Source organism: Thermomicrobium sp. 4228-Ro (genome assembly GCF_026241205.1).
In the GTDB taxonomy this organism is placed as follows: domain Bacteria; phylum Chloroflexota; class Chloroflexia; order Thermomicrobiales; family Thermomicrobiaceae; genus Thermomicrobium.
Map to the genome: position 1 here is coordinate 352381 of NZ_JAPFQM010000006.1, position 24774 is coordinate 377154.

At 65.6% G+C, this 24774-nt stretch carries 19 protein-coding genes and 2 pseudogenes; 11 read left to right on the plus strand and 10 right to left on the minus strand.

Annotated features, from left to right (window positions below; translation table 11 throughout):
• Positions 1–7: 7 nt before the first annotated feature.
• From OO015_RS11200 to OO015_RS11215, 4 genes are all read right to left on the minus strand, one after another.
• Positions 8–1264 (minus strand): EAL and HDOD domain-containing protein, encoded by a 1257-nt coding sequence (locus OO015_RS11200; protein WP_265942078.1) that lies wholly within the window; start codon positions 1262–1264, stop codon positions 8–10.
• A gap of 186 nt (positions 1265–1450) precedes the next feature.
• Positions 1451–1627 (minus strand): hypothetical protein, encoded by a 177-nt coding sequence (locus OO015_RS11205; RefSeq protein ID WP_265941351.1) that lies wholly within the window; start codon positions 1625–1627, stop codon positions 1451–1453.
• Between the two features lie 514 nt (positions 1628–2141).
• Positions 2142–3002 carry an SDR family oxidoreductase gene (locus OO015_RS11210; RefSeq protein ID WP_265941352.1) on the minus strand — a complete coding sequence of 287 codons (861 nt, stop codon included), beginning with the start codon at positions 3000–3002 and terminating at the stop codon, positions 2142–2144.
• Positions 3003–3113: 111 nt separating this feature from the next.
• Positions 3114–4691, minus strand: coding sequence for a thermonuclease family protein (locus OO015_RS11215; protein WP_265941353.1), 1578 nt, complete (start codon positions 4689–4691; stop codon positions 3114–3116).
• A gap of 301 nt (positions 4692–4992) precedes the next feature.
• Here OO015_RS11215 and OO015_RS11220 point away from each other — a divergent pair, with 301 nt between their 5' ends.
• From OO015_RS11220 to OO015_RS11275, 11 genes and pseudogenes are all read left to right on the plus strand, one after another.
• On the plus strand, positions 4993–6537 hold the full coding sequence (locus OO015_RS11220; RefSeq protein WP_265941354.1) for an MDR family MFS transporter: 1545 nt from the start codon (positions 4993–4995) through the stop codon (positions 6535–6537).
• 254 nt (positions 6538–6791) lie between these two features.
• Complete coding sequence (locus OO015_RS11225; RefSeq protein ID WP_265941355.1) at positions 6792–7535, plus strand: M23 family metallopeptidase; 744 nt, start codon at positions 6792–6794, stop codon at positions 7533–7535.
• A gap of 914 nt (positions 7536–8449) precedes the next feature.
• Positions 8450–8881, plus strand: a pseudogene (locus tag OO015_RS14245) (DUF1028 domain-containing protein); the annotation flags it as partial.
• A gap of 276 nt (positions 8882–9157) precedes the next feature.
• Positions 9158–10084, plus strand: a pseudogene (locus tag OO015_RS14250) (integron integrase).
• A 247-nt stretch (positions 10085–10331) separates the two neighbouring features.
• Positions 10332–10784 carry an ester cyclase gene (locus tag OO015_RS11245; protein ID WP_265941358.1) on the plus strand — a complete coding sequence of 151 codons (453 nt, stop codon included), beginning with the start codon at positions 10332–10334 and terminating at the stop codon, positions 10782–10784.
• 118 nt (positions 10785–10902) lie between these two features.
• On the plus strand, positions 10903–11205 hold the full coding sequence (locus OO015_RS11250) for an ester cyclase (protein ID WP_265941359.1): 303 nt from the start codon (positions 10903–10905) through the stop codon (positions 11203–11205).
• Positions 11206–13165: 1960 nt separating this feature from the next.
• Positions 13166–13660, plus strand: a complete 495-nt coding sequence (locus tag OO015_RS11255) for a hypothetical protein (protein WP_265941360.1) — start codon at positions 13166–13168, stop codon at positions 13658–13660.
• 192 nt (positions 13661–13852) lie between these two features.
• Positions 13853–14266, plus strand: coding sequence for a hypothetical protein (locus OO015_RS11260; RefSeq protein ID WP_265941361.1), 414 nt, complete (start codon positions 13853–13855; stop codon positions 14264–14266).
• Between the two features lie 60 nt (positions 14267–14326).
• On the plus strand, positions 14327–15223 hold the full coding sequence (locus tag OO015_RS11265; protein ID WP_265941362.1) for an ABC transporter permease: 897 nt from the start codon (positions 14327–14329) through the stop codon (positions 15221–15223).
• An 87-nt stretch (positions 15224–15310) separates the two neighbouring features.
• A complete protein-coding gene (locus OO015_RS11270) occupies positions 15311–16099 on the plus strand; it encodes an ABC transporter permease (RefSeq protein ID WP_265941363.1) in 789 nt (262 codons plus the stop codon).
• 30 nt (positions 16100–16129) lie between these two features.
• A complete protein-coding gene (locus OO015_RS11275) occupies positions 16130–17245 on the plus strand; it encodes an ABC transporter ATP-binding protein (RefSeq protein ID WP_265941364.1) in 1116 nt (371 codons plus the stop codon).
• Positions 17246–17569: 324 nt separating this feature from the next.
• Here OO015_RS11275 and OO015_RS11280 read toward each other — a convergent pair whose 3' ends face one another.
• The 6 genes from OO015_RS11280 to nagA all read right to left on the minus strand — a co-directional run bounded on the left by OO015_RS11280 (position 17570) and on the right by nagA (position 24765).
• On the minus strand, positions 17570–17896 hold the full coding sequence (locus OO015_RS11280) for a hypothetical protein (RefSeq protein WP_265941365.1): 327 nt from the start codon (positions 17894–17896) through the stop codon (positions 17570–17572).
• A gap of 31 nt (positions 17897–17927) precedes the next feature.
• On the minus strand, positions 17928–18515 hold the full coding sequence (locus OO015_RS11285; protein ID WP_265941366.1) for an SIS domain-containing protein: 588 nt from the start codon (positions 18513–18515) through the stop codon (positions 17928–17930).
• Positions 18516–18945: 430 nt separating this feature from the next.
• Positions 18946–20274, minus strand: a complete 1329-nt coding sequence (locus OO015_RS11290) for an L-fuconate dehydratase (protein WP_265941367.1) — start codon at positions 20272–20274, stop codon at positions 18946–18948.
• Between the two features lie 155 nt (positions 20275–20429).
• Entirely contained in the window at positions 20430–22532 is a 2103-nt protein-coding gene (locus tag OO015_RS11295) for a glycoside hydrolase family 20 zincin-like fold domain-containing protein (RefSeq protein ID WP_265941368.1), read from the minus strand.
• A gap of 21 nt (positions 22533–22553) precedes the next feature.
• A complete protein-coding gene (gene murQ, locus OO015_RS11300; RefSeq protein ID WP_265941369.1) occupies positions 22554–23513 on the minus strand; it encodes an N-acetylmuramic acid 6-phosphate etherase in 960 nt (319 codons plus the stop codon).
• 13 nt (positions 23514–23526) lie between these two features.
• Positions 23527–24765, minus strand: a complete 1239-nt coding sequence (gene nagA / locus OO015_RS11305) for an N-acetylglucosamine-6-phosphate deacetylase (RefSeq protein WP_265941370.1) — start codon at positions 24763–24765, stop codon at positions 23527–23529.
• Between the last annotated feature and the right edge of the window lie 9 nt (positions 24766–24774).

Below are 24774 nucleotides of genomic sequence, written 5' to 3' on the forward strand. Positions count from 1 at the left end.
CGAGGCCTCACGCTGCCAGCGCGAGATCGATTTCCCGAGCGAGCGCGAGCGCATCGAGGTACGACGAGGTGAGGAGCGCTGGGCGCAAACCGAGGCGAGCGGCGGCGAGCCAGTCACCGCGCTCGTAGGCGAGCACGGTGTCGAGAATCACGCCGAGCTCGCCCTCGCGACTCACCAGGGCTCGCTCGAGTTCCTCGGCCAATGGCAAGGCGGCGAGGATCTCCTCCATCGGCTGGTCGAGCAGTGCATCGAGAACCGAGAGGAGACCGACCAGAAAAGCCGACTCGCGGGCAACTCGACCGCGCGCAGCAGCGAGCAGCTCGGCCATCCGCGCCCGGACGGCGGCGGTGACCAGCAGCTCGTGCGGCTTGTCCGGCACGTCAGCCATGAGAAGGAGCGTGACCCAGGCCGAGACCAGCCGCGTCCCGAGCAGGAGCAGCGCCTGGCGGACCGACTCGATGCGGCGCCGTCCGTACCAGACCGAATTCACGAGACGCAAGAGACGGTAGGTGAGACCGACGTCGAGCGAAATGAGTGCCTCCAGTTCGGAGAATTCGACCTCCGGGTCCTGGAGTCGCGCGAGCAAGAGGAGGAGCGCACGGCTCGACGGTGTCCGCGGCCCGCGGACCGGGCGAGGCACCGCGAGGAAGGGGCCAGCGAAGAACGCGACCCGGAGCTCACGACAAGCATCGAACGCCTCGTAGCTCTCGATTTCGGTCACCAGGACCTGTGCGCGTCCAGCGCGCAAATCGGTAGTGAGCGCGGCGAGCCGATCAAGCGAGTACTCACGCAGGCTGACCGCGACGAGGTCAGCCGCGCGAGCCAGTGCGAGCGCTCCCGGATACTCGAGGCACCCATACAAGCCGACCCGGAAGCCGTGCCCGCGCAACGCTGCGAATGCCGCTTCGACCTGCCCAGGCTCGCTCTCGGGTTCCAGGACGAGGAGCGGGACGATGCGATCCGGCGGTGCGAGCGCGAAGAGCGCCTCGTGGAGAGCGAGTGCGCTTCCGGGCGCGAGGCGGAAGACAGCTGGCGCCTCACCGACCAGCGCCGGAAGGCCGACCTCGGCCAACGCATCGAAGAGGAGGCGCGCTTCACTCGTGACGACCGGCATGCTGGGAGGAGAGGACGGACCGGTCTGCGGGAGCGCGCCGGGTGCGGCTTCACGGTCCAGCATCCCGAAGCGGCCAGCCGAGATCTCGTATGCCCAGACCTCGAGGCGCCGCGTGAAGATCGGCTGGCGACGCAGGAAGACTTCGCGCATGAACACCCCGCTCGCTCCCTCGCTCATGAGTAAGGATCGGCAGGGAGCAGGGGGAAGCCACTGAGAAAGGTGTCTCGAATCTTCCAGGACTTCCTGGCCAGACGCCGTGCTGACGACGCAGGAAAGCGTGAGAGCAGCGCACCAGTGAGTGATGGACCGGGACGGTTCGTCCCACACTGGTGGGATTCACGCGCCACTCGCCTCGTTCGGGTCCAGCAGCCAGCCGAGCGGGAAGACAACGAGCATGCCACCGTACTCCACGATGAGCGGCCACCACCAGTCGAGCGCAACAGCGGCGCAGAAGGGTGCGAGGGCAACGACGATCGGTGTGAACAGCGAACGCCAGCACGAGACCGAGACCACCGAATCCGTTGTAGAGCGCGATCAGGTCGCGAAGCGTCGTGGCAACAGCCCATATGATCACTGGCGCCCTTGAGATTCGTGCCACCAGCCCTTTCCCTGACGACTTCTGTGCACCCATCCTGTCCCCCTCATCAGTGGTTCGCCACCCATCCGGCGCACGACGCGCCATGTGCTGGTCCATCGTGCGAGATCCAGGCACGGCTCGCGGGGCCGGTGACGACCTCGCTGCGTGGTTCCTCCCTCGATGCGGGACAACAGCCCTCCTGCCCATCTCGCGCATCGGCACCGGGTGGGAACACCGGTGTACTGGCTGGGCGCCTGATCGGTACAGGAGCGAGGACATGCGACAGGTCACGCTCGCACTGTTCTCGGTGCCCGTCCAGTGGAACACGCACTCTCTCAGCGCCACGAGGAAACTCGCCCCAAATCGGCACCACACAGCGACGCGTTCGGGGCGAGGGCTCCGAGCAGGCGAGCGAAGAGGGGTCAGCAGCGCAGCCGCCGGAGGTGGCCGTCAGCGGGTCGCGAACCAGCTCCGGACTGCCTCGCGCAACGGGGTGGTCGGCCGCCCGATGAGCTGGCTCAGCTGATGGCTGTCGTCGAAGAGCGCGTCCTGTGCAATACCCGCTTCCAGTACGGCGAGCACCTCGGCCACCGCTGGTGGCGTGCCCTGCTGTACGAGATACGCCTTGTAGTCCTCGGGTGTCAGGTTCCGGTAGGTGACGGGTCGTCCAGTGACCTCGCCGACGATCCGAGCGAGATCGTTCATCGTCCAGGCTTCGTCGCCAGCCAGTTCGTAGATCCGACCAGCGTGCCCCTCGGTCGTGAGCACGACGGCAGCAGCAGCGGCGTAGTCAGCACGCGTCGCCGAGGAGATCCGGGCCTCACCGGTCGCACCGACCAGCTCGCCGGTCGCTGCCGCGGCACGCACCCGATCCTCGTAATTCTCCGTGTACCAGCTGTGGCGGAGGAAAGTCCAGGCGAGACCGCTCGCTCGGAGTGCTTCTTCGGTGGCCACATGTTCTTCGGCCAGCGCACGGAGGGGCGTCCGATCGGCATGGAGGATACTCGTGTAGGCGATGAAGCGGACACCGGTACGGACCGCAGCCTCGATCACATTGCGATGCTGGACAATCCGGCGACCGACCTCGGAACCGGAAACGAGGAGCAGCCGCTCGACACCAGCGAGCGCAGGCGCGAGCGTCGCCGGATCGTCGTACTCGGCACGCCGGACCGTGACACCACGGACTGCCAGATCAGCGATTTTGTCCGGCGTGCGGGCGAGCGCGACGATCTGGTCGGTCGGTAGGCGCTGGAGAAGCTCGGTGATCACCAGTCTCCCCAGACGACCACTCGCTCCCGTCACACCGATCATGATGCTCTCCCTTCCCAAGATCGAAACAGCGGGAGAACAGTATAGCGCCAAACTGCCCTGACCAACTCGTGTCCGCGAGGCCGGAGGCCAGGCAGCATTCCGGGGCACCGGCTAGCCGCTCTCGCAGCCGATGCCGTCACGGTCCGGGTCGAACCGATGCGGGTCGGGCGGCAGGACCGGGAAGCGCCGGTAGGGGATATCCGCGCAGTCGAGATCAGGCGGTGGCGGCGGGATGCAGACCGTCGGATAGCTCGGATCGCAGTTCGGCGCGGGAGTCGGGGTGGTTGCCGGCGGAGGTGACGGCGTGGGTTGCGGCGCTGGGGCGGGCTCCTGCCCACCGCCCACCGGCGAGACCGGGCAGGCACCCCAGAGTCCCGCCTGCTCCTCGCGAGCGGCTCGCTCGGCTTCGACGAACCGCCAGGTGTACTTCACGTCGGGCGGGTAGGTGGCGACACCCGCGTAACCCTGACGCACGAGGAGCTCGTTGAAGAGATAGGGGCCGACCCACACGTAACGAAGCAAGCGACCGTAGCGGTCGGTCTCCGAGACGTCGCGCTCGAGCGCTACCTGCTTGCCGTTCAGCCAGTCGGCAGTGAACTGCGAGGCAGTGGGGCCGTAGCATTCGATCTCGCCGTGGACCTCGGGCGTGTCGACGCCGATGAGCCGGACACGAGCCGTCCGGCCGTCGGTGAACTGGACGTCGATCGTGTCGCCGTCGACGACGTTGGTGACGGTCGCCAGCTCGTAGACCGCTGCATCTTGCGGCACCTGTCCCAGCTGCTCGTAGCGCCAGCGGTAGTAGTGCTGCCCCACGTTCCCCGCCTCGACCTGCCAGCCCGGTGGGTTGTCCGGCGTGTAGGTGAGACAGCGCCGCTCGAAGCACTGGACGAGCACGTCGCGCGGGGTCCCGCCGACGCGGACACGCGTCCAGTACGGCTCGGTGATCGGGAAGCCTGTGGCGTAGAAGGGGTTCGGGAACAGCGCATCCTCCCGGAACCGCCAGCTGGTGTAGACCGGCCCACGACTGTTCATGAAAGCCCAGAAGACCGAGGCGATCGTATGGTTCGTCTCCGGGACATGCACGCTCGCGACCACGCCATAGCGGGCGAGCGCCGGATCCTCGCCGACCGTACCGGAGCGATCGAGCGTCTGTGTCACCAGCGTACCGACCGGAAGCGGCGGCGTCACGAGCAGAGGGCCGAACGTGGCATAGGTGGGTGCAGCGGGGTCATCGGGATCGCCAGCGACGTTGACCTGGGCAGGGGGATGTGGCTCGAAGGTCGCATCGCCGAGCTGGAGCTGGCCAGTGATGAGCTCCTTGGCGAGAAGGCCGTTGGTCACGTACCAGGGCGAGGAGCGATCGAGAGCGGGATCGGTGATCTCCATGCGCGACTTGTCGAAGTACTGGACGAGGCGCGTGCCGCCAGGAGCATCGGCATAGGGTTCGCGGAGCGGCCTCGTGAACGGTTCCGGCCCCCACATCCAGGTCCGGCTGACGCGCCCTGCAGCGACGGGCAGGTCGCTCCGAGCCCACGTATCCAAGAAGGCGTCGTGCCCGGTCGGGAGCGCGGATACCGGGATCGGGAACGCGGCAGCGAGCAGGACGAGCGCGACAATCAGCGACCACGCGACTGCTCGGCACACGATGCGGTACCGCGGTAGTGGGCATGGAACGGTCCGGACGGGCATCTTCGCTCCTCGCGGGGGACGGTACCCGGCTCCGTGCTGATCTTCGCCTCGTGCTCCGTCACCGCCAGTATACGCGAAGCGGCTGGACAGCGCCAGACGAACCATTCCGCCCTGACAGCAGTACGCAGCGAGGAGGCGGGCGGGACGGCGTGGAGCGCCGCCGAGCCCTCCCGCGCCGCGAGGAAGCGCCCTGCGATCCGGGCAGGGGCTGCTGGGCCGTTCCTGGGGCGCCAGCCGCCCGAACGGCACCGCGGGCGGTTATACTGCACGCGCGCCGGAAAGAGCGGATGCCGGAAGCGACGTGGACGGAACACGGGAGATACCGAGGCAACGCGGTAGCGAGCAGGCACAGCGCCCGCCGCTCGGGCGTGGGACGACGATCGCGATCGTGAGCGGGGTGCTGGCAGCGACCTTCCTGGCCGCCCTGGACGCGACCGTCGTCGGCACGGCGATGCCGACCATCGTCGGGCAACTCGGCGGACTGGCGCTCTACCCGTGGGTCTTCTCCGCCTACCTCCTGACTTCGACTACGACCATCCCGCTCTACGGGCGGCTGGCCGACCTGTACGGCCGCAAGCGTGTCCTCCTGGTCGCGATGGGGCTCTTCCTCGCTGGCTCGCTGCTCTGCGGGCTGGCGCAGTCGATGCCGCAGCTCGTCCTCTTCCGGGCTCTCCAGGGGCTCGGGGCGGGGGGCATCCTCCCGGTAACGCTGACGATCCTCGGCGATCTCTTCCCGATCGAGCAGCGGGCACGCCTGCAGGGACTGACCAGTGCCGTGTGGGGCGCATCCGCCGTCGCGGGGCCGACGGTGGGTGGCTTTCTCACCGACACGCTCAGCTGGCGCTGGGTCTTCACCGTGAACGTGCCCTTCGGCCTGGTCGCGATCGCCCTCATCGGGCTGGCGCTGCGGGAACAGCTAGCACCGAAGCGACGGACGATCGACTACGCTGGTGCCGCGACGCTGACGCTCGGGCTGACGGTACTCCTGACCGGCCTCCTGGCAGCCGGTGAGGGGAGCGCGGTGCTCTCGCCGCGGTCGCTCGGCGGGATCGCTCTCGGTATCGGCATCCTGGCGTTTTTCGGGTGGATCGAACGGCGTGCTGCTGAACCGGTCATCCCGCTCGACCTCGTCCGGCGCCGGCTGGTCGCCGTGGTGACGCTGGGAAGCGTCCTGATCGGGGCGGGGATGTTCGGGGTGACCTCGTACTTACCGCTCTACGTCCAGGGCGTCCTCGGTGGGACAGCCAGCACGGCCGGGATGACGGTCATGCCGTTCGCCGTCGCGTGGTCGGTCGCGTCGACCGTCTCCGGTCGGGTCATCCTGCGCTTCGGCTTCCGGAGCTCGGTCCTGGCAGGGATGGCAGCGATGCTGGCAGCTGGTCTCGCGCTGCAACTCGTCCCGCGCCTCGAGCGTCTCGCCTGGGCGGTGACGGCAGCCGCCCTGTTCGGGACCGGCATGGGGTTCAGCGCGACGGCGTTTTTGATCGCCGTCCAGAACGCGGTCAGTTGGGCCGAGCGGGGGATCGCGACTGCGCTGGTCGGCTTTTCGCGCTCGATCGGCGGTGCCGTGGGCGTCGCGGCACTCGGCGCGGTCCTGGCCGCCCAGCTGCGGGCGACGACGAGCGCGGGCGTCTCGCCCGACAGGCTGCTCGATCCGGCGCTGCGGTCGACGCTCGATCCAGCAACCCTGGCAGCGCTGCGCGGGTCCCTGGCCGGGGCACTGGGTGCGGTGTACCTAGCGGTCTTGCTCGTCGTCATCGCGGCAGTCGTTCTGGTGGCGCTCGGCTTCCCGCGCCAGGTCGCCGGTGGGCCGGAGCGGGCACGCGGGGTACCGACGGGACGCTGAAGGGAGCGACGACCGTGCGCGCGCTCCTGGCACGGCTCGAGCGCTGAGAAAGGGAACTGTTCCGCATCGGCCTGGCTGGGTGGGGCCTGCCGGCACTCTTCGAGCCGCTCACGGTCCTCGCACCGCTGCGGCTCGCGCTCGTCCTCGTCGCCGTCCTCTGGCTGGCCCGTGTTGCTGGCTGGTGGAGGGAAGCGGGCACGAGGCGAGCCGCTCGCCTCGTCGCCAGCCAGCTGGTCACGCTCCTTCCACCGCCGGTGTGGCTCTTCAGCCTGCGACAGGTAGCCGGGGAACTCCGGGGACGCTGGCGGTATCGTTGGCGGCCACCCACGATCGCGACCTGGCAGTTGCGCGCCCGCTACCGCTTGCCGGTCGACGGTTGCTGGACGGTGTACAACGGTGGCCCGACACCGGAGACGTCGCACTCCTGGTCGCTCTGGGGGCAACGCTACGCCGACGACCTCGTGGTCACCGACGCCCACGGCCGGAGCGCACCGGAGGGTGCCCGACGTCCCGAGCAGTACGACGCCTGGGGCCGACCGATCGTGGCTCCAGCGGACGGTGTGGTGGTGGCAGCGCGCGGCGGGCACCGTGACTGTCCGTGGGTCGGGGTGATCGACCCCTTCGCCTGGAGCCCGCTCGGGAACTTCGTGGTGATCGAGCACGCGCCGGGCGAGTGCAGCCTGGCTGCCCACCATCAGCGGGGGAGCCTCGCGGTCCGACCGGGCCAGCGCGTGCGGGCTGGCGACGTGATCGGGCGCTGCGGCAACTCGGGACATTCGACCGAGCCGCACCTGCACTGGCAGCTAATGGACCGGCCCGATCCGACGCAGGCCGTCTCCTTACCAGTCCGCTTCACCCGGTACTGGCGCGAACGCGACGGCAGGCTCGAACTCGTCGAGGACGGAACGCCGGTCCGGGGCGAGCGGGTGTGCGCCGGTGACACCGCTAACCTGACACAGCACCAAGACACGCGCCGGAGCCAGGCTCCGAACGCCTGAGCGCCGCTGGAGCGCGATGGAAACCGGTGGGCCAGCACAGGGCTAGTTCGCCGTGCGTGCTGGCTGCCAGGCGCAGGTCATCACACGGGCGGTCTCCAGTCGGTGAACCGGGTGTGGTTGCGGAGTCGCGCTGCGCAGGACCGTGGGCAGGACGAGAGTGACATCGAGCAGATCGCCACTGGAGCCCAGGGCATCGGCGAGTCCCAAAACGAGCCAGAACGACTCGAGCGTGGGAGGGCGCGTTTGTGGGTCGGCACGGTGGGACGAGAGCGAGGAGCGACTGCGTGTCCAGCCTGACGGCCAGCGCGATCCGGCGTGGCTCGCAGACCGGGTGCAGGAGAGCTGGGGAGCGACGGGGGTCCTGCGCCAGTGCCCAGAGATGGATGCGCACGGGTCCTGCCTGGAGGAGCAGCATGACAAACGAGGGGAGCAGACTCGATCAGTAGCTGGTCGAGCGGTTTTTCGCGAGGCGATTGGGAACGGGGAGTGGGGCTCGAACATCGGTAACGAGGGCCATGATTCCCTCTGGACACGGTGATGGCGCTGGAACGGCGGGAGCGCCGCATGTCCTCCCTGGATCTCTGTGCAGGTCCCGGTCGGCGACCACACGGCAGGGGGACAGCCGCTCGGGTCGAAACCCTTGCCAATCCTCTCTCCGCACGAGAAACGCAGATCATCGCCCCTTTTCGAAGGCCGACGAGCGTTCGGTTGCTCACGCTTCGCGGCGTACGCGGGTGTCAACCGCGTGGCAAAAGCGGCTAGAAAGGGCCAGAAAGCCCGAGGCCTGAAGCTTCGCTGTGGAGGAGCAGCGACTGTAGAATTTTCTTCAACGCTCCTATACATACATAGAAAACGTATCTGTATTCTCTGTCTCTTCCGTGATATGATGGAAAGAGAAAGAATAGGAGAAGCCAGTGAATATTTCGCTTTGCAACCTCTGTCTTTCTTGTCTGGCAACCGACGAGTCGGGTATCGCACTGCGGTCCTGCTTCTCTGCAGTCGGCAAGACGAGACGCTGGATCGGGGCGGGTATCGGCCTGGTCGCATCGCGATCGTTCGCCCATCCGCTGTCTGGTGCGGAAACCCTGAGGCTGCTGCGCCCGGGATCAGAACCAGGAGTCGTCCGCGAAGAGCTGCTCAGCCACGGTCGAGGCACGGCAAACCGACGAGCGCCCATCCTCGACTCGCATGGGTACCTTGCGGTGCATACGGGACGCAGGTGTGTGTCAGCGGCCGGACCTGCAGGCGGAGCAGACGGTTGCGCGCAGGCCGATACGATGGCGTGGGATACGGTGTGGCAGATGCTGGTGCACGCTTTCGAAAACACCGAAGACGAGTTCGCTGATTGGTTGCTGGCCAGGGAGGCAGGCAGGCTCATCGTGCGCTTGCCGTATACCCCTGAGCGGGTGGCGAAGCTCAAGACCGTCGTCGGCCGCCGGTGGCATCCCCAGGAGAAGTCTTGGACGGTGCCCCATACCGATGAGGCTCTTGCCCACCTGTTGGCCTTCTTTGCCGGAGAGCCGGTCGCGGTCGATCCATGGCTTCGTCCTGGGCGGGTCCCGGCCCATCGGGGGCCATCGTCTGAACCGGCGGTCCTTCAAGACGCGAAGCTCCTTGACCAGGTGCGCTAGGCCGTTCGCGCCCGACACTCTAGCCAGAGAACGGAACAAACCTATGTTGGGTGGATCAGCCGGTTTCTCGTCTTCCACAACAACCGCCCCCGGCCGAGATAGGGGGAGATCGCTCGGTTCCTTTCCAGCCTTGCCAGCGATGGGCATGTCAGCGCCTCTACCCAGAACCAGGCCCGGAACGCGCTGTTGTTCCTCTACCGGGAGGTCTCACACCAAGAGATCGCGTACGTGCACGGGGTCGGCCGGGCGAAAAGGCCGAAGCGGCTACCGGTGCTGTCGACCCGGCAGGAGGTCCAGTCCATCCTCGGTCGACTCCAGGGACTCGACTGGCTCATGGCCATGCTGTTCTAGGGGCCGGGCTTCGCCTTATGGAATGCCTGCGCTTCAGGGTGAAGGAGATCGAGTTCTCGCAGAGCGAGATCCGGGTTCGCAGCGGGAAGGGGACCTGGACCGGGTGACCATGCTGCCCGCGGCCGTAAAGGAGCCGCTCCGGCAGCATTTGGAGCAGGTGAAACAGCAGGACGAGGCCGATCTGACGGACGGCTCCTCCGGTGTTCCCTTACCTGATGCTCTGCGCCGAAAGTACCCGAACGCAGCGAAGGACTGGGCCTGGTACTGAGTCTTCCCGGCCTCGAGGCTCTCCGTGGACCCCCGTTCCGGCACCAGATGGCCGTACCACCTTCATGAGTCGGTGTTGCAAAAGGCGGTCAAGGAGGCCTTCCGGCGAGCGGGGTTCTCAAAGCCTGCCAGCTGCCACACCTTCCGGCACTCCTTTGCGACTCACCTGCTGGAGGACGGCTATGACATTCGGACCGTCCAGGAGCTCTTGGGGACAAGGACGTGAGCACGACCATAGTCTATACCCATGTTTTGGACAAAGGTGGGCAGGGCGTGGCGAGTCCGACCGGTCGGCTGTGACTCCTTTCCTGGCGAACGCAGAGCGTGGGCAGCGCTCCCGGGAGAGACTGCGGGCCGATATCTGGATATCCTGCCAGGCCCGGCAGGATATCCAGGCGATCACGGCCTTGACAGAAGGACCCAAGGGGTGGATACGGTTGGTGTTTACGAGAGGAACCGACCCGAGCTGGAACGGGATAGACTGCACCGTCTATCCCAGAGTTAGGCCGACATGCCAGTCGATTAGGGCCAGAGAAAGGAGGACCTTGTGTCATCGTTAGAAGAGAACAAAGCGTTGGTACGGCGGTTCTACGAGGGGATCGACAAGGGGAACATCGACGCGATGGACGAGTTAGTCGCCGAGGACTACATCAACCACGATCCGCCTCCGTTTCCGGGCTTGGCCACTGGCCGCGCCGGTTTGAAGCAAGCATTCGAAATGTTCTGGAAGGCTACGCCGGGCCGCCACATTATCGAAGACCAGGTCGCTGAAGGCGACAAGGTCGTAACCCGGCTGAGAGCGGTGGGCAAGCATGAGGGTGAGTTGGCAGGGATCCCACCATCGGGTAATGACCTCGACGTAAAGGCGATAGCCATTCACCGGATCGAGAATGGAAAGCTCGCGGAACACTGGTCGGCAGTCGATTCCGCGGCCTTGCTGTCCCAACTGGGTGTCATCCAGCTCCCATTCGCCCCGAAGCATGGTAATGGTGCGACCTAACTCGCGGTTGGAGCCGACCGCTCGCCTGTGGCTCGCAGCGGCTCAACCGCAGTATCGTTCGGCCACTGGGTTATAGCTAGTCTGTCGTATGTTGCGAGTTAAGCATAATAGCAGTAACATGTCAGCGGAAGAGAACAAAGCAGTCTTTCGGCGTGTAATTGAGGAAGGTCTCAACAAGGGTGATTTAGCCGTGCTAGACGATTGCTTTCCTCCACAGTACATCGAACACCAATTCGGTTTGCCGTCCACGTTAGAGGAATTTAAGGATTCGATCCGCTTCCTGCGCGACACCTTCGCGCCCTTCAGCCTCACCATCGAGGAGATGGTGGCGGATGGGGATAAAGTCTGGGCGCGGATGACAGGGCGTGGCACGGACAGCAAAGGGTTGATGGGACGTCCGGCGACGGGCAAATCCTCGTGATTACCGTGTTTGATGAACTGCGTTTGAAGAACGGGAAGATCGTTGAACATTGGGGGTGCCGGATCGCTTTCACCAGATGATCCAACTTGGCCTCCTCCCTCAACCAGCGTAGTAGCCAGCGTGGGGGCACTGCGAGTGTAAGCTAGACAAGCAAGCACGAACAACAGGCCGAGCAAGGGGTTGCGGCGGACGCGCTCCCTTCGGTCACGCGGTCGCTCATCGGCGCAGCTTTTCGGCCTCGGCGGGAGGTGGTGGGAAATATCCCCGCGCGCCGCTGAAACCCAGACCCTCAGGAGGAAACCCGATGCCACAACTCTGAGGAGGGAGCTGCGACAAGGCACGGATCGGACAGGAGATCGTAAACCCCCGCATCGGGCAATGCGTGCGGTTCGTTGAAACCGCAAGCGCGTCCGCCGGTTCGCGGCTCGTTCTCGGGTGCGTGAGTCCGCCCAGTGCGGAACGAGAACCCGAGCATGTGCACCCGCTCCAGACCAATCGGTTCGCGGTGCGTCGCGGCGCACTCCCTTCCGCCTTGCTGGCCTGGAGCGCGTCGTGGCCGCCGGTGAAGAGATCAGCATCCCGCCGGGTATGCCGCACCACTTCTGGGTCGAAGGCAGCGAGCCCGCAGAGTACCGACAGGCATTCGAGCCGGCCCTGAACACGGAAACCTTATAGTTTCTCTTGCCTGGTTCGGCCTTCGCCAGCACCAAGCGTGGGCGTTCGTCACCCTCGTCCTGGCGGGGCTGATCGTTCTCCCCTACTGGTTTCTCGTTTTCAAGCCCTACTGGAACGCTGGCATCGCCATTCGGTTCGCTGACCTTCCGCCAGTCTTCTGGATTCCGACCCTCCTCCTGTTTCCAGGGGTCACCTTCGGTTGGCTCGGCCTACGATCCTGAACGATCCTGGCTGGCCTGCGCCGCCGAGACACCCGAGAGAGTCGGTGCAACAGCTGCAGAACCGTGCTGAGGGAACGGGCGAGGCACAGGCCGGACGATGAGCCGTCCAGCTGTTGCGCGGCTAGCGAAAGGAAGTGCGGAATCGTCATCGAAATTCTCGACCCGGGCAGGATCGGAAAGTCGATCGGCTGGAAGCTCGCTCAGCTGCGACACGAAGCCGGGAGAGACTCGCGTACAGCAAAGAACGAGAAGGCAGCTTGCAGAGGGAGCAGCGAAGGGCCTGCTGTCATCGCATGCGACGATTGCGGATGCCGCCGAGTGCGGAGCTTCTGTGTAACTGCACCGCTGGAGTCGGTTCTCTCCAGGCGCTACAGCTAGCCGGCACAGCAAGCGCACAGGGAACATCCCGATCGAGAGGACGAAAGCGCTGGGCTTCGCGCACGGCACGCCACCTCCCTGGCGGTCTACCACACGTCTTCGCCGGGCGAGCAGATTCGGTCGCCCGTTCTCGAAACCCCGAGATGCCGAGCCGGAGAACACCCTGACGTGCACTGTCAGGGTGAGCCCTTCTCGCCTCCTGCACCGCGCCCTGGTTCGACAGCATGTCCGCGAGCTTCGGGAACAACGAGGCGAGCTGGATCGTCGAGAAGCGAGAGAGGGGTCGACCCTATACTCGCAGGCACTGCCATACCTGGATTGCTGCAGCGTGCATCGCGGGGTACACTCGCGGCAGGTGCTTCGAAACCGGTTGCTTCGCGAGGCGCAACGACGCGCGGTGGTCCCGATGTTGCACAGGGATGCGTGATGCCCTAGCATACTGAGGACCAGGGGATTTTTCCGTTCGGAGGAGCGGGGCGATGCAGGACAGCGCGAATCCGCAACGGACGTGGCGCCAGACTCCTTCGCTCACGCGCCGGCGATTTCTGCGAACAGTGCTCGCGAGCAGCGTGTTGGTCGGGTCTGCTCTCCTTCCAGCGTGCGCCGGAGGGGAATCGGCAACCCCAACCAGTCGACCGGCAACAGGGCCGACGGTGGTGAGTTCACCGCCTGCGACAGGTGAGCGGGTGCGCGTTCCGATCGTGAACCGAGAGATGACGCGCGACGAACTCATCGCTGCAATTCGAGAGGAGGGCAGCCTGGTTGTTGCGAACTGGACCTACACGGCAAACGACAAGATCGTCGAACAATTCCAAAAGTATGTCAAAGATACGTATGGAGTCGACATCAAGCTGATTTATGAAGGGACGCAGGCTCCCAGTACGTATCTCACGAATCTCTATACGGCACTCAAAGCCAACAAACCTTCTCCTTACGACGTGATGGCAATCGAGGAAAACTATTGGGCAGAGGCGAAACTGCAGACGCCGCCGGTCTTGGAGGAATTTCTGCCTTCTCCGCTCGTGCCGAATGCGGAGCGTGTCGACCCCATGTTCCGGCGCTTTCCGACGGCTGTTGCTTTCCAGGCATCAGCGACACCGGGCATCGTGTACAACAAGGCGAAGGTCGACTTCCTGAAGGACTGGAAGGATCTCGCCGATTCTCGTTTGAAGGGAAATTGACGCTGCCGTTGCCGGGTGATATCACCTGCGGGGGTTCCTGCTCGGCCTGGCAGCATCGCTGGGTAAAGACTACAAGAATCCGGACCAGATGAAAGAGGTCATCGATTATACTGTCGAGAAGATCGGCCCGAATGTTCTCAAATATACTACCGATAGCGCCGAGATGCAACAGCTCCTCCGCAGTGGAGCGGCATGGGCAGTCGGTTTTGGAACTCCCTGGCGCGTCTGGAGTTCCTTTCCGGGTACCAGGATACGGTCTTCTTGATTGCGGAATCGGGACAGTATCTCGTGAATGGGTATCTGTGGATTCCCAAGAATGCTCCACATCCCGTGCTGGCCCAGATCTTCTGCGACTGGCGCTTGAGTGACAGTGCACAGTTCCCCAACGATTGGGGCATCGAAAAGGGTGCGTGGGCAGAACTGCAGGAAGGAATACTCGGACCCTCCTATGAAAAGGATATTCCAGATTGGTTCAAGAATGAATATTACAATTATTTCCCCACACTCGAGCAGTTGAAGTCGAAGTACAAGACTGTGGATTGGGATTACTACGCCAAGCATAGCAAGGAATGGTTCGACTATTATTCACAGCGCCTCGGTCTCTAGCAGCTGGCTCGGGAATCCGGGTGAGCGCGACAGCGACAGGACAGAACGGAGGAGTGAGCGTTGGCGCGCGTCGTCGAGCCCGTTCTCGCTCTGGGAAGCCACCTGCCGGGTACCGGATGGCTGCACGAGCGGCGAGCGTTCTTGAGCGGCATCCTGTTGCTCCTTCCTGCCTTCGTCACCTCGCTGCTCCTGTCGGTCATCCCCCTCATCTATCTGGTTCGCTTGAGCCTGACACGAGAAGCGACCTTCTTTTTCAGCCCAGAGTACACACTCGAAAATTACCGCATCATCGTGACTCGTTATATGCCGAATCTCTGGGAGACGATCTATTTGGCCGGCATCTCCTCGATACTCGACCTCGTCGTTGGCTATCCTTTTGCGTACATTCTCGTGCGGCGGGTGCGGTATCGGGATCTCGTGCGGGCGACGATGATGTTCCCGTTGTTCGGTCCGCTCTACCTATCTCTGGGCATGCACTATCTCTTTCTGCCGAATGGGCCGCTTGCTCCCTTCCTCCGAGCCATCGGTGTAGAGGGTACACAGCTTCTCTATTCCCAAGCATCGGTCGTCTTCGCTATGGCGATCTTCACGCTCCCCTTCATGGTGATGAACATCGGGGCGGCCTTATCGAACGTCGATGTAACCCTCGAGGAAGCAGCGACCTGTCTCGGTGCACAGCCGTGGCAGACATTCGTGCATATTCTTCTGCCTCTCAGTCGGAGTGGCATCCTGGCAGGGGTACTTATGTGCTTCGGGTGGAATCTCGGTGTGTACGTGCAGCCACTCGTACTCGGCACGCTGCGCGAGCAGCGTGTGCTCGCCATCGCGTTGTATCAGAAAGGGATGATCCAGTTCGACTACGGCTTAGCTGCAGCGATGGGAGTCGTGCTGATGGCTCTCGCATTCAGCGTCACCTGGCTCTCCTTGCGTCTCTCGCGTGGTGCACTGGGAGCATGAGCGATGAACAGGCGAGCAAGCGTTCCCTATCCGTGGAGGAAGGGACGATCCGAGCACCGATTCGCGCCTCGGTGGTGGGCCATCGTGGTGCGCCATCGGCGAGATCTGATTCTGCTGCTCCAGCACGGATATATTTGGTTGTGGATGCTGATCTTCGTGCTCCCGTTCCTGGCGACACTCGTCTATTCGTTGCGCACCGCTGATGGATGGTCACTGCGGCCATATGCCGCGATATTCGGGAGCTTCAAGGACAACCTCCTCCTGTCCTTCGAGACGACCCTCATCAGCATCGTTGTGAACCTCTTGCTTTCGCTTCCAGCCGCCTATGCGATTGTCCGATTCCCGGTGCCCGGCAAGGGTTTCATTCTTTCGGTACTCAATCTCGCCCTCTATACGCCAGCGGTCGTGATGGGAATCAGCCTGGTCATCGTCTACAATTTCTTGTTCCACATCGCGCAGTCCTTGCTCGGCCTCATCGGTGCCTATGTCGTTGGGACGTATCCGCTGATGTTGATTCCGATCGTGGTGGCGTTGCGCGACTTACCCACCGTCTACGAAGAAGCAGCACGGTGTCTCGGAGCCAACCGGCTGCAGACGCTCCTGCGCGTGGAGATCCCATTACTCGGCGCGGGTATCAGCGCAGGAATTCTCCTGACGTTCGTCATCGTCTTCAACGAATTCCTGGTTACCCTGTTCGTCGCAGGGCCTGGAAACACGACCGCTGCACTGCGGGTCTTCAACTTGACCCGGACGGCAGGCATTCAACCTTCGACAGCCGCGCTGGCAACCACGATGCAGCTCGTCTCCTTCGTCATGGTGGTCGCGTTTTTCCGCTTCTTCGGGTCACGGTATCTGAAGGGCACTTATCTCATCTAGGGATCGCGGGGAACGGAACCGAGGGGCACAATGGCACGCGTCGAGTTGGTCGAAGTCACGAAGCGTTACGGACAGACGATCGCAGTCGATCGTGTCAGTCTGGATATCGCCGAAGGAGAATTCGTCACTCTCCTCGGCCCCTCCGGGTGCGGGAAGACGACGACGTTACGCATGATAGCCGGGCTTATCGAACCGAGTGACGGGGAAATTCGATTCGACGGTCGTGTCGTGAACCATATCCCGCCACACAAGCGGAATATCGGTTTCGTCTTTCAATTTCATGCCCTCTTTCCGCACATGACCGTGGCGGATAACATTGCTTTCGGCTTGAAGATTCGAGGACGCCCCAAGGCGGAAATCGCCCAACGTGTCGAGGAACTGCTCGAGTTAGTGAATTTGCAAGGCTTCGGGACACGTCTGCCCGCACAACTGTCTGGTGGACAACAGCAGCGTGTTGCCCTGGCACGGGTACTGGCAACCGATCCGCAGGTTCTCCTCTTCGATGAGCCGTTGTCGGCACTCGATCGCAATCTCCGCGACCAGTTGAAGTACAGCATTCTCGAACTCCAGCGGCGAACTCGGAAGACGGCGATCTATGTGACCCACGACCAGTCCGAAGCGTTCGCGATTTCTGATCGCATCTGTGTCATGAATGCTGGCCGCGTGGAACAGGTCGGCACGCCGGTCGAGCTGTACCTCCAGCCACGGACGGAGTTCGTGGCGAACTTCGTTGGGGATAACAACGTTCTGCGCGGTCTCGTCGTGCGAACAGAGCTGCGCGACGATGGGCAGCGCGGCGTGCTCATCCGCAGTAATGGCATCGAATTGCACGCAGTCGATCCGCACGGATTACAGATCGGCGACCCTGCTGTCGTTTTCGTTCGACCGGAGAATATCGAGATCGTCAGCGATGACCCGATCGGGAGCCCTGACACACTCCTGGAAGGCCTCATCGATCAGGTCATTTTCGAGGGGCCAACCGTCCGCGTTGTCATCGACGTCCATGGTGTGCCGATCCGTGTGGTCGTGAGTGGGCCGCAACGGCTGACTCTTCTCGGTCGTAACGGGCGACGCGTCTACCTTCGACCGCATGCTGCTGTTGCCATCCGCGACACGTCCGTCGTGGAGTCGAGCGTGCGGAGATGACAGCGGTCGGCACTGATTCGAGCCGTTCGACGCTCTCCATACTGTTACGGTTCCCCGATCTCCGAGACGATGCAGCAGACGCTCTCCGCGGTGGAGATCGGTCGAAGCGAACGAACCGGAGCAGTCCGATGTTGGACTAGCGAACGAGAGACCATCCAGCGACGGCTCGCGCTCTCGATCGAGCATGGTGGAGGGTCTCGTTCCTGCGCTGAGTAGCATCCTGCCGGGCGGTAAACCACGGCAGAGTCGTCACGCCGCGGGGCCTCACCCGTCAACTGACGGTTGGGGCATCGAGCACTCCTCAGAACGTCCGGATGACTTTCTCTAGTCCCCGCGGCCGATCGGGATCCACACCACGCGCCCGGGCCAGCGCCACCGCCAGCAGCTGCCCGGGCACCACCGCCACCACCGGCGACAGCCACTCCGGCACGCCCCGCGGCAGCGGTAGGGCCGCCCTCCCCGCTGGAGCAGCTCCGGACGATCGGAGACAACCAGCAGCACCGCCCGCCGCTCGCTCAACTCCTCCAGCAAGCGCTCCAGATCCGCGCTCACCGCGCCCGTCGGCACGATCACCAGAACCGCCACCTCCTCCCCGATCAGCGCAATCGGCCCATGCCGAAGCGCCGCCGACGAGTACGCTTCGGCACCCACCAGACACAGCTCTTTGACCTTCAGCGCTACCTCACACGCCGTCGCATAGTTGCCCCCGACTCACCACGACAAGCTGCCCCGCCGCACGCACCACCTCCGCGACCACCCCTACGCGCTCGTTCCCCTCCAGCGCCTCCGCAACTGCCGTCGGAACCCGCTCCAGCTCCCTCCAGCGCCCTACCTCACCCCCCAGCGCCGTACTCAGCATCGCCAGCATCAGGAGCTGCGCCGTGTACGTCTTGGTCGCGGCAATTCCCCGCTCTTCCCCTACGCCAAGCGGCAGCACCATCTCAGCCACCCGGCCAAGCGGCGCTTCCGGATCGTTGGTGATCGCCACCGTCAGCGCCCCCTGCCGGCGCCCCTCGGCCAGCACCGCAACGATGTCCGGCGACTGCCCACTCTGGCTGACCCCTACCACGAGCCCACCTGTCAGCTCCGGCGGTCGCCCATACACCGTGAACAGCGACGGTGTCGTACGCACCACGGGCAAGCGATTGTGCGCCCCAAACAGATACTGTCCGTACCGCGCCGCATTCTCCGAACTCCCCGCGCAGCAAGCACGACAAACCGCGGCGCCGCCGCGCGAATCCGCGCCGCCACCTTCTCCACGAGTGGTCACGCGCGTGCGAGCAACGCCTCCAGCACCACCGGCTGTTCGAAAATTTCCCGCTCAACCACCAACATCGTTTCCCCAACCATCCGCTTTCCAAACGATACCGATCGTACACCGCCCGAGATCCCCGTACACCCCCACGTGCGTGGGGACGACCTCCAGGTATCCAGAGGCGTGGCACAGCCGGTTCGGTACACCCCCAGGTGCGTGGGGACAACACTCTGATACGACGCCGATTTTTGGCTCGCACACCCCCGATAGTCTCGTTTCGCCGTCGCGACGCGAAAAACCGCTCTGTAAGCGGGCAAGAGCACACCAGCCTGCCCAAACACACCCCGCTCCAGCACCGTCACCGGCCAGTTCCAGCCGGTCACCGCCTCGGACGCACGACGCACTGCCAGCACGCCGCCACCGCCCCCCCCACGCGGCACGCGCGTCAGCGTGACACCCCGCCGTGCTGGGCGAGGAGGTCCCGCCAGACCGGCCCGTCAGGGTACCGGTACTGTTCCAGCGACTCGCGCTTCATCTCGATCGAGTAGCCGGGCCGCTCCGGCGGCAGGTAACGCGCCTGCCGTACCCGCACCGGGTCGACGAAGTGCTCGTGCAGGTGGTCGACGTGCTCGATCAGCCGGTCCTCCATGCTGCCGCTCACGGCGATGAAGTCGAACATCGAGAGGTGCTGCACGTACTCGCACAGCCCGACGCCACCCGCGTGCGGGCACACCGGCACCCCGAACTTGGCGGCGAGGAGCAGCACGGCGATGACTTCGTTCACCCCGCCGAGCCGACAGGCGTCGATCTGGCAGAACCGGATGGCACCGGAGGCCAGTAGCTGCTTGAAGACGATCCGGTTGGCCACGTGCTCGCCGGTCGCCACACCGATCGGTGCGATGGCCTCGGCGATCGCCTTGTGCCCCAGGACGTCGTCCGGGTGCGTCGGCTCCTCGATCCACCAGGGGTCGAACTCGGCCAGTTCCCGCATCCAGGCGATGGCCTGGGGGACGTCCCAGCGCTGGTTCGCGTCCATCATCAGCTTGCGGTCGGGACCGATGACGTCCCGCAAGAGCCTGGCCCGAGCCCGGTCGTGCACGAGATCCTGGCCGACCTTCATCTTGATGGCGGTGAACCCCTGCTCGATCGCTTGCCGGGCGAGCGCCGCGACCTGCTCGTCGCTGTAGCCGAGCCAACCCGCCGAGGTGGTGTAGCAGGGATAACCGTCGCGCAGGAGCTGCTGCTCGCGCTCGGCGCGCGTGGGGGCCTGCCGGCGGAGGAGTGCCAGCGCTTCGTCCGGGGTGAGCGCATCGGTGATGTGGCGGAAGGGGACGAGGCGGACGATCTCCTCGGGCGAGAGGTCGGCCAGGAGCTTCCAGACCGGCTTCCCGAGCGCACGCGCCCACAGGTCCCAGATGGCATTGACGATCGCAGCAGTGGACAGATGCAGGACACCCTTTTCCGGCCCGACCCAGCGGAGCTGGCCGTCGTTGGCCAGCCGCTCCCAGTAGCGGCCGAAGTCGGCGACGATCTCCTCGAGCCGCTGGCCGACGACGAAGGGCGCGAGCGAGTGGACAGCAGCGACGCAGAGCTCGTTGCCACGGCCGATGGTGAAGGTGAGGCCGTGTCCCTCGAGCCCCGGCGTGTCGGTGTACAGGATCACATAGGCCGCCGAGTAGTCGGGGTCGGGATGCATGGCGTCGGAACCAGCCAGGGTGAGCGAGGTGGGGAAGCGGACGTCGAAGACTTCGAGTCGAGTGATCGTCGTCGGCATGGTCGGATCCCCTTCCGTTCGATCGCAGCGCGCGACGCGCTCCGCAAGCAGCTTTCTCCCTCGACCGGATGATGGCAAAAAGGCGCTGCCGCGTGAAGTGGGGCACCGGGTGCCACCGCTCCCGCACGGAACGCGGGGCACCAGGCACCGCCGGTTCAACGCGCGTCGTCGCGTGTCCGTCCAGCTTGGGCCAGGACAGCGCGGATGTCCGGCGGCAGTTCGTCGGTCCCGACCAGCTCAGCGAGACGCTGGAGCTCGGCCAGACCCTCCTCCCAGAGGGCACGGTAGCCAGCAGCATCGTAGCTCCGCAGCTCGGCATCGAGGGGCTGGCCGGACTCGACACGCCGGCGCTGCTCGGCCAGCCAGGCGAGCGCGGCCGCGTACCGGGCGTCGAGCGCCGCGAAGCGATCGAGCATCTGCCGGATCTCGCTGCGGCGGGCATGGCGGAGCCAGACAGCCTCGAACTCGGCGGCGAGTGCCGCCAGGCGCCGCCGCTGGTCGCTGAACTCAGCGATCGCCCGGTCGAGCGTCGCGAGCACCTCCGAGCGGTCCGCACCGCGCGGACCAGCGCATTCGCGGAGGTCTTGCCGGATCCGCTGGCTCGCACGCAGCTTTTCGGCAGCGAAGAGGACGAGCCGGGCCACGAAGGTGTAGTCGTGTCGGACGTCGGGTCGCGGCACGCGACTCCAGGCCGCGAGTGCCTCCAGCGCTGCCCTGCGAAGTCCCTCGAGCGCCACCAGGTCGACCGTGTCGATGAGCCGCCCAGCCAGCGGTTCGTCGAAGAGGGCGAGGGCACTGTTCGAGCGGTTGAACGCACCGAGCGTCGGTGCGGTGACAGCGCGTCCGAGCCGGTGGATCGCCTCGACGGCAGGATCGTCCGGTGCGGAGCGCAGGACCTGGACAGCGAAAGCTCGGTCGAGCGACTCCGGCGGGACATCGGGCCCCGACCAGGCGACCGCAGCGCCTACCGCGTACGGAAAGAGCGAGAGGGAGAGCGGCTGGTAGTGACCGTAGTCGCCCCAATCGGTCAGCAGCATGCCGGAGGCACCGTGGGCGAGCCCGTCGCGGACGAGGCCACGGATGTTGGCGAGCGCGTTTTCGATGCGGGGAAAGAGGGTGTTCCAGCTCGATGTCCCCGGACAGACCCAGAAGGTACGGCCGAGCGAGCCGAGGAGCTCGGTCGAGGGGTACCGTTCCTGCGCCTCGTAGTGCCAGTCGAGCACGAGCACGTCGTCGGGCAGCTCGCGGACGAGGTCGGGATAGTGGAGCAGGATGTCGGCCCAGACCATGATCCGCCGACCGTAGCGGGCCGCGAGGTCACGCAAGCGCAAGAGGTGCCGGAGATAGAGCCGCCCCTTGCCGAGCTGGCGAGCGAGTTCCTTCGACTGGCCAGTCCCGAGGTCCCAGGTTTCGTCGCAGTCGACGTTGAACCAGGTGGAGGTGAAGTTCGGCAGGTAGTCGGCATAGAGTTCGTCCAACAGCCGGTACGTCTCCTCGCGGGCTGGCGTGAGCGTCCAGCGCCAACCGACTTCGTCGAGATGGGCATATCGGGGCAGGGAGAGCAAGCGGCGCTGGTGGCCGAACGATTGGAGGTTGGGGACGAGCTCGACGTGCCGCTCGCGGCAGTAGCGATCGAACGCGCGGATGTCGTCCGGCGTCAACGGGTCGCACCCCGCTCCGATCTCCGGATGACGGGGGAACGCGAACGTGTGCTCGACATAAAGCTGGACGTGGTTGTACTTGAGGTGGGAGAGCAGGTCGACGAGCTGGAAGAGCGTCTCGCGCGTCGGGACTTTGCCGCGCGAGACATCGAGCATGACGCCACGGTTGGGTAGCACGGGCCAGTCCCGCATGGTGAGAGCGGGAAGGTGCCGACCGCAGGCACGGACGAGCTGGCGGAGGGTCTGGATGCCGTAGAAGAGGCCAGCCGGCGTCGTCGCCGCGAGGACGAGCCGGCGAGCGCTGCACTGGATCGCGTACCCCTCGTCACCGGGAACCTCGAGACCCGGTGCCAGTGCACCCCGCAGCAGGACGATGCGGTTGGAGCCATCGAGCGGGTCGAGCGCCGCCCGGAGCGGGAGTGGTAGGCCGGTCACCGCACGAACGGTGGCTTGCAGCTGGCGAGCGGCGAAATCGAGCGAGGCGACTTCCGAAGCCGGGACGACGAGTTCGCTGTCCCAGTCGAGAAGCCAGGCATCCTCGGCAGAGCCAGGTGTGACCTCGCGTGGTGGGGGCAGGAGCGGGAGTTCCTCCGACATTCGATACCTCCTCTGGGTCAGTCACTCGCCGGACCGGCTCGGCTCGGACGAGGGGTCAGCGGGGAGATCCGGCGCGAGTGCCGGGCGCAAGCGACCGCCTGCCGCAGCGAGCCGGGCACGCGCCTGCACCGCATCGACACCGGTGAGCGCCATCAGGATGGCCGTCTTGGCCTCACCCCCAGCTCGCTCCAGGTAGCGGGCCGCGTCTTCCGGTTCGAGCCCAGTCACCTCTGCGACGATGCGCACGGCCCGCCACCACAGCTTGCGGTTGACCGGTCGCACGTCGACCATGAGGTTGCCGTACGTCCGGCCCAGCCGGACCATGACCGCGGTGCTCACGGTCGTGAGCGCGATCTTCTGCGCGGTTCCAGCCTTCATACGCGTCGAGCCAGCGAGCACTTCGGGACCGACGAGCGGCGCGACGACCAGGTCGGCCAGCTGCTCGAGCGGCGACGGACACTGGCACACGAGCGCCGCGACGAAGGCGCCGTGCTGGCGCGCCTGGGCGAGCGCACCGAGCACGTAGGGGGTACGCCCACTGGCGCTGATGCCGAGCACCGCGTCGTCGGGGCCGACACCGAGGGCCGCGATGTCGCGGGCACCCGCGGCCTCGTCGTCCTCGGCTTCCTCGACCGGTTCGTGCAGGGCGCGCATCCCACCAGCCAGGAGCGCCACGACGCGCCCCGGCTCCAGGCCGAAGGTCGGCCGACACTCGAGCGCATCGAGCACGGCGAGCCGGCCGGACGTCCCCGCGCCGACGTAGACGAGTCGGCCTCCGCGCTCCAGCCGCTCGGCCGCCGCATCGACGAGCGCAGCGAGCCGTACACGCTCACGCTGGAGCGCCGGGACGACGCGAGCCTCCTCCTCGAGCATGAGGTCGACGAGTTCCTGGCTCGAGAGCCGGTCGAGATCGCGCACGCGCGGGTCCGGACCCTCCGCTTCGCTCGCTCGGTCGCTCGGTTTCTCGACTGGATACCGCATCGTCTCGCTCCCATCACGGAGTCGAACCAGGGGCGTTGGCTGGTTCCCCGACGTCTCGCTCGAGCGGGACTCCGGCAGCAACGAGCCGTTCGGCGAACGCCGGACTGGCGTACGCGACCCGGCCGCGGCAGACCGTCCCGTGCACACGCAGGGAGGGATCGAGCACGACGAGATCGGCGTCGTAACCGGGTGCGAGCCTGCCCTTGCGGTGGGTCAGCCCGAGTGCCCGGGCGGGCGCCTCGCTGAGCATGCGCACCGCCTGTTCGACGGGTACCTCGACGAGCTCGACGAGGTTCCGGAGCGCGCGATCCATCGTGAGCAGGCTGCCGGCGATCGTGCCGTCGGCGAGGCGCGCCAGGTCGCCGTCGACCCGGGCTGCCAGGCCCGCGAAGGCGAAGGTCGTGCCGGTCGGCAAGCCGGCTCCCGGCTGTGCATCGGTGACCACGACCGTCCGCTCGGGGCCGAGCGCACGGGTGAGGACACGCATCACCGGCGGCAGGACATGGTGACCGTCGGCGACGAGTTCACCACAGGCCTCCGGGCACTCGACGAGCGCACCGAGCGGGCCAGGCGCGCGGTGGAGCAGCGGCGGCATGGCGTTGAAGCAGTGGGTGAGGAGCCGCGCGCCGCGCGCGAAGGCCTGGCGTGCGACCTCGTAGGTCGCGTCGGTGTGACCGAGCGCGACGGTCACGCCGGCAGCGACCAAGCGGTCGAGGACGTCCAGTGCGCCGGGGAGTTCGGGAGCGAGCGTGACGACACGCAGGTGTCCACCTGCGAGGGAGAGGAGCCGCTCGGCGAGCGCGCGATCGGGCAGGCGGAGCCAGGACGGATGGTGCGCACCCCGCCGCGACGGGTTCAGGAACGGCCCCTCCAGGTAGATGCCGAGGGGCAGGGCACCCTGGTCGTGTGCTGTGACCGCCTGAACGGCAGCGACGAGCTGCCGCTCGGGGAGGCCTTCCGGAACGCCGACGACGTTCACGAGGAACGCCGTCGTGCCAGTGCGCGTGACCCAGCGCGCGTAGGCCCAGATCTCGTCCGGTTCGGTCGTGTGGAGCGCGACGCCACCACCACCGTGCGTATGGAGGTCGATGAAGCCGGGTACCACGAGGAAACCGCTGAGGTCGACAGCCGCACCGGCACGAGAGCGCTCGTGGTCGACCGCGAGGATCCGCGAGCCAGCGATGGCGAGCCGCCACCCCGTCCGACGGGTGCCGGCATCGACGAGTTCGGCACCGACGAATGCCAGCTCCATCGCCACCCC

What these genes read in the sequence shown, in the direction of transcription:
- OO015_RS11200 (WP_265942078.1), bottom strand. Translation starts at nt 1,264, where the DNA reads ATGCGCGAAGTCTTCCTGCGTCGCCAGCCGATCTTCACGCGGCGCCTC.
- OO015_RS11210 (WP_265941352.1), bottom strand. Translation starts at nt 3,002, where the DNA reads ATGATCGGTGTGACGGGAGCGAGTGGTCGTCTGGGGAGACTGGTGATC.
- OO015_RS11215 (WP_265941353.1), bottom strand. Translation starts at nt 4,691, where the DNA reads ATGCCCGTCCGGACCGTTCCATGCCCACTACCGCGGTACCGCATCGTG.
- OO015_RS11250 (WP_265941359.1), top strand. Translation starts at nt 10,903, where the DNA reads ATGTCAGCGGAAGAGAACAAAGCAGTCTTTCGGCGTGTAATTGAGGAA.
- OO015_RS11260 (WP_265941361.1), top strand. Translation starts at nt 13,853, where the DNA reads ATGGGCAGTCGGTTTTGGAACTCCCTGGCGCGTCTGGAGTTCCTTTCC.
- OO015_RS11275 (WP_265941364.1), top strand. Translation starts at nt 16,130, where the DNA reads ATGGCACGCGTCGAGTTGGTCGAAGTCACGAAGCGTTACGGACAGACG.
- OO015_RS11290 (WP_265941367.1), bottom strand. Translation starts at nt 20,274, where the DNA reads ATGCCGACGACGATCACTCGACTCGAAGTCTTCGACGTCCGCTTCCCC.
- OO015_RS11295 (WP_265941368.1), bottom strand. Translation starts at nt 22,532, where the DNA reads ATGTCGGAGGAACTCCCGCTCCTGCCCCCACCACGCGAGGTCACACCT.
- murQ (WP_265941369.1), bottom strand. Translation starts at nt 23,513, where the DNA reads ATGCGGTATCCAGTCGAGAAACCGAGCGACCGAGCGAGCGAAGCGGAG.
- nagA (WP_265941370.1), bottom strand. Translation starts at nt 24,765, where the DNA reads ATGGAGCTGGCATTCGTCGGTGCCGAACTCGTCGATGCCGGCACCCGT.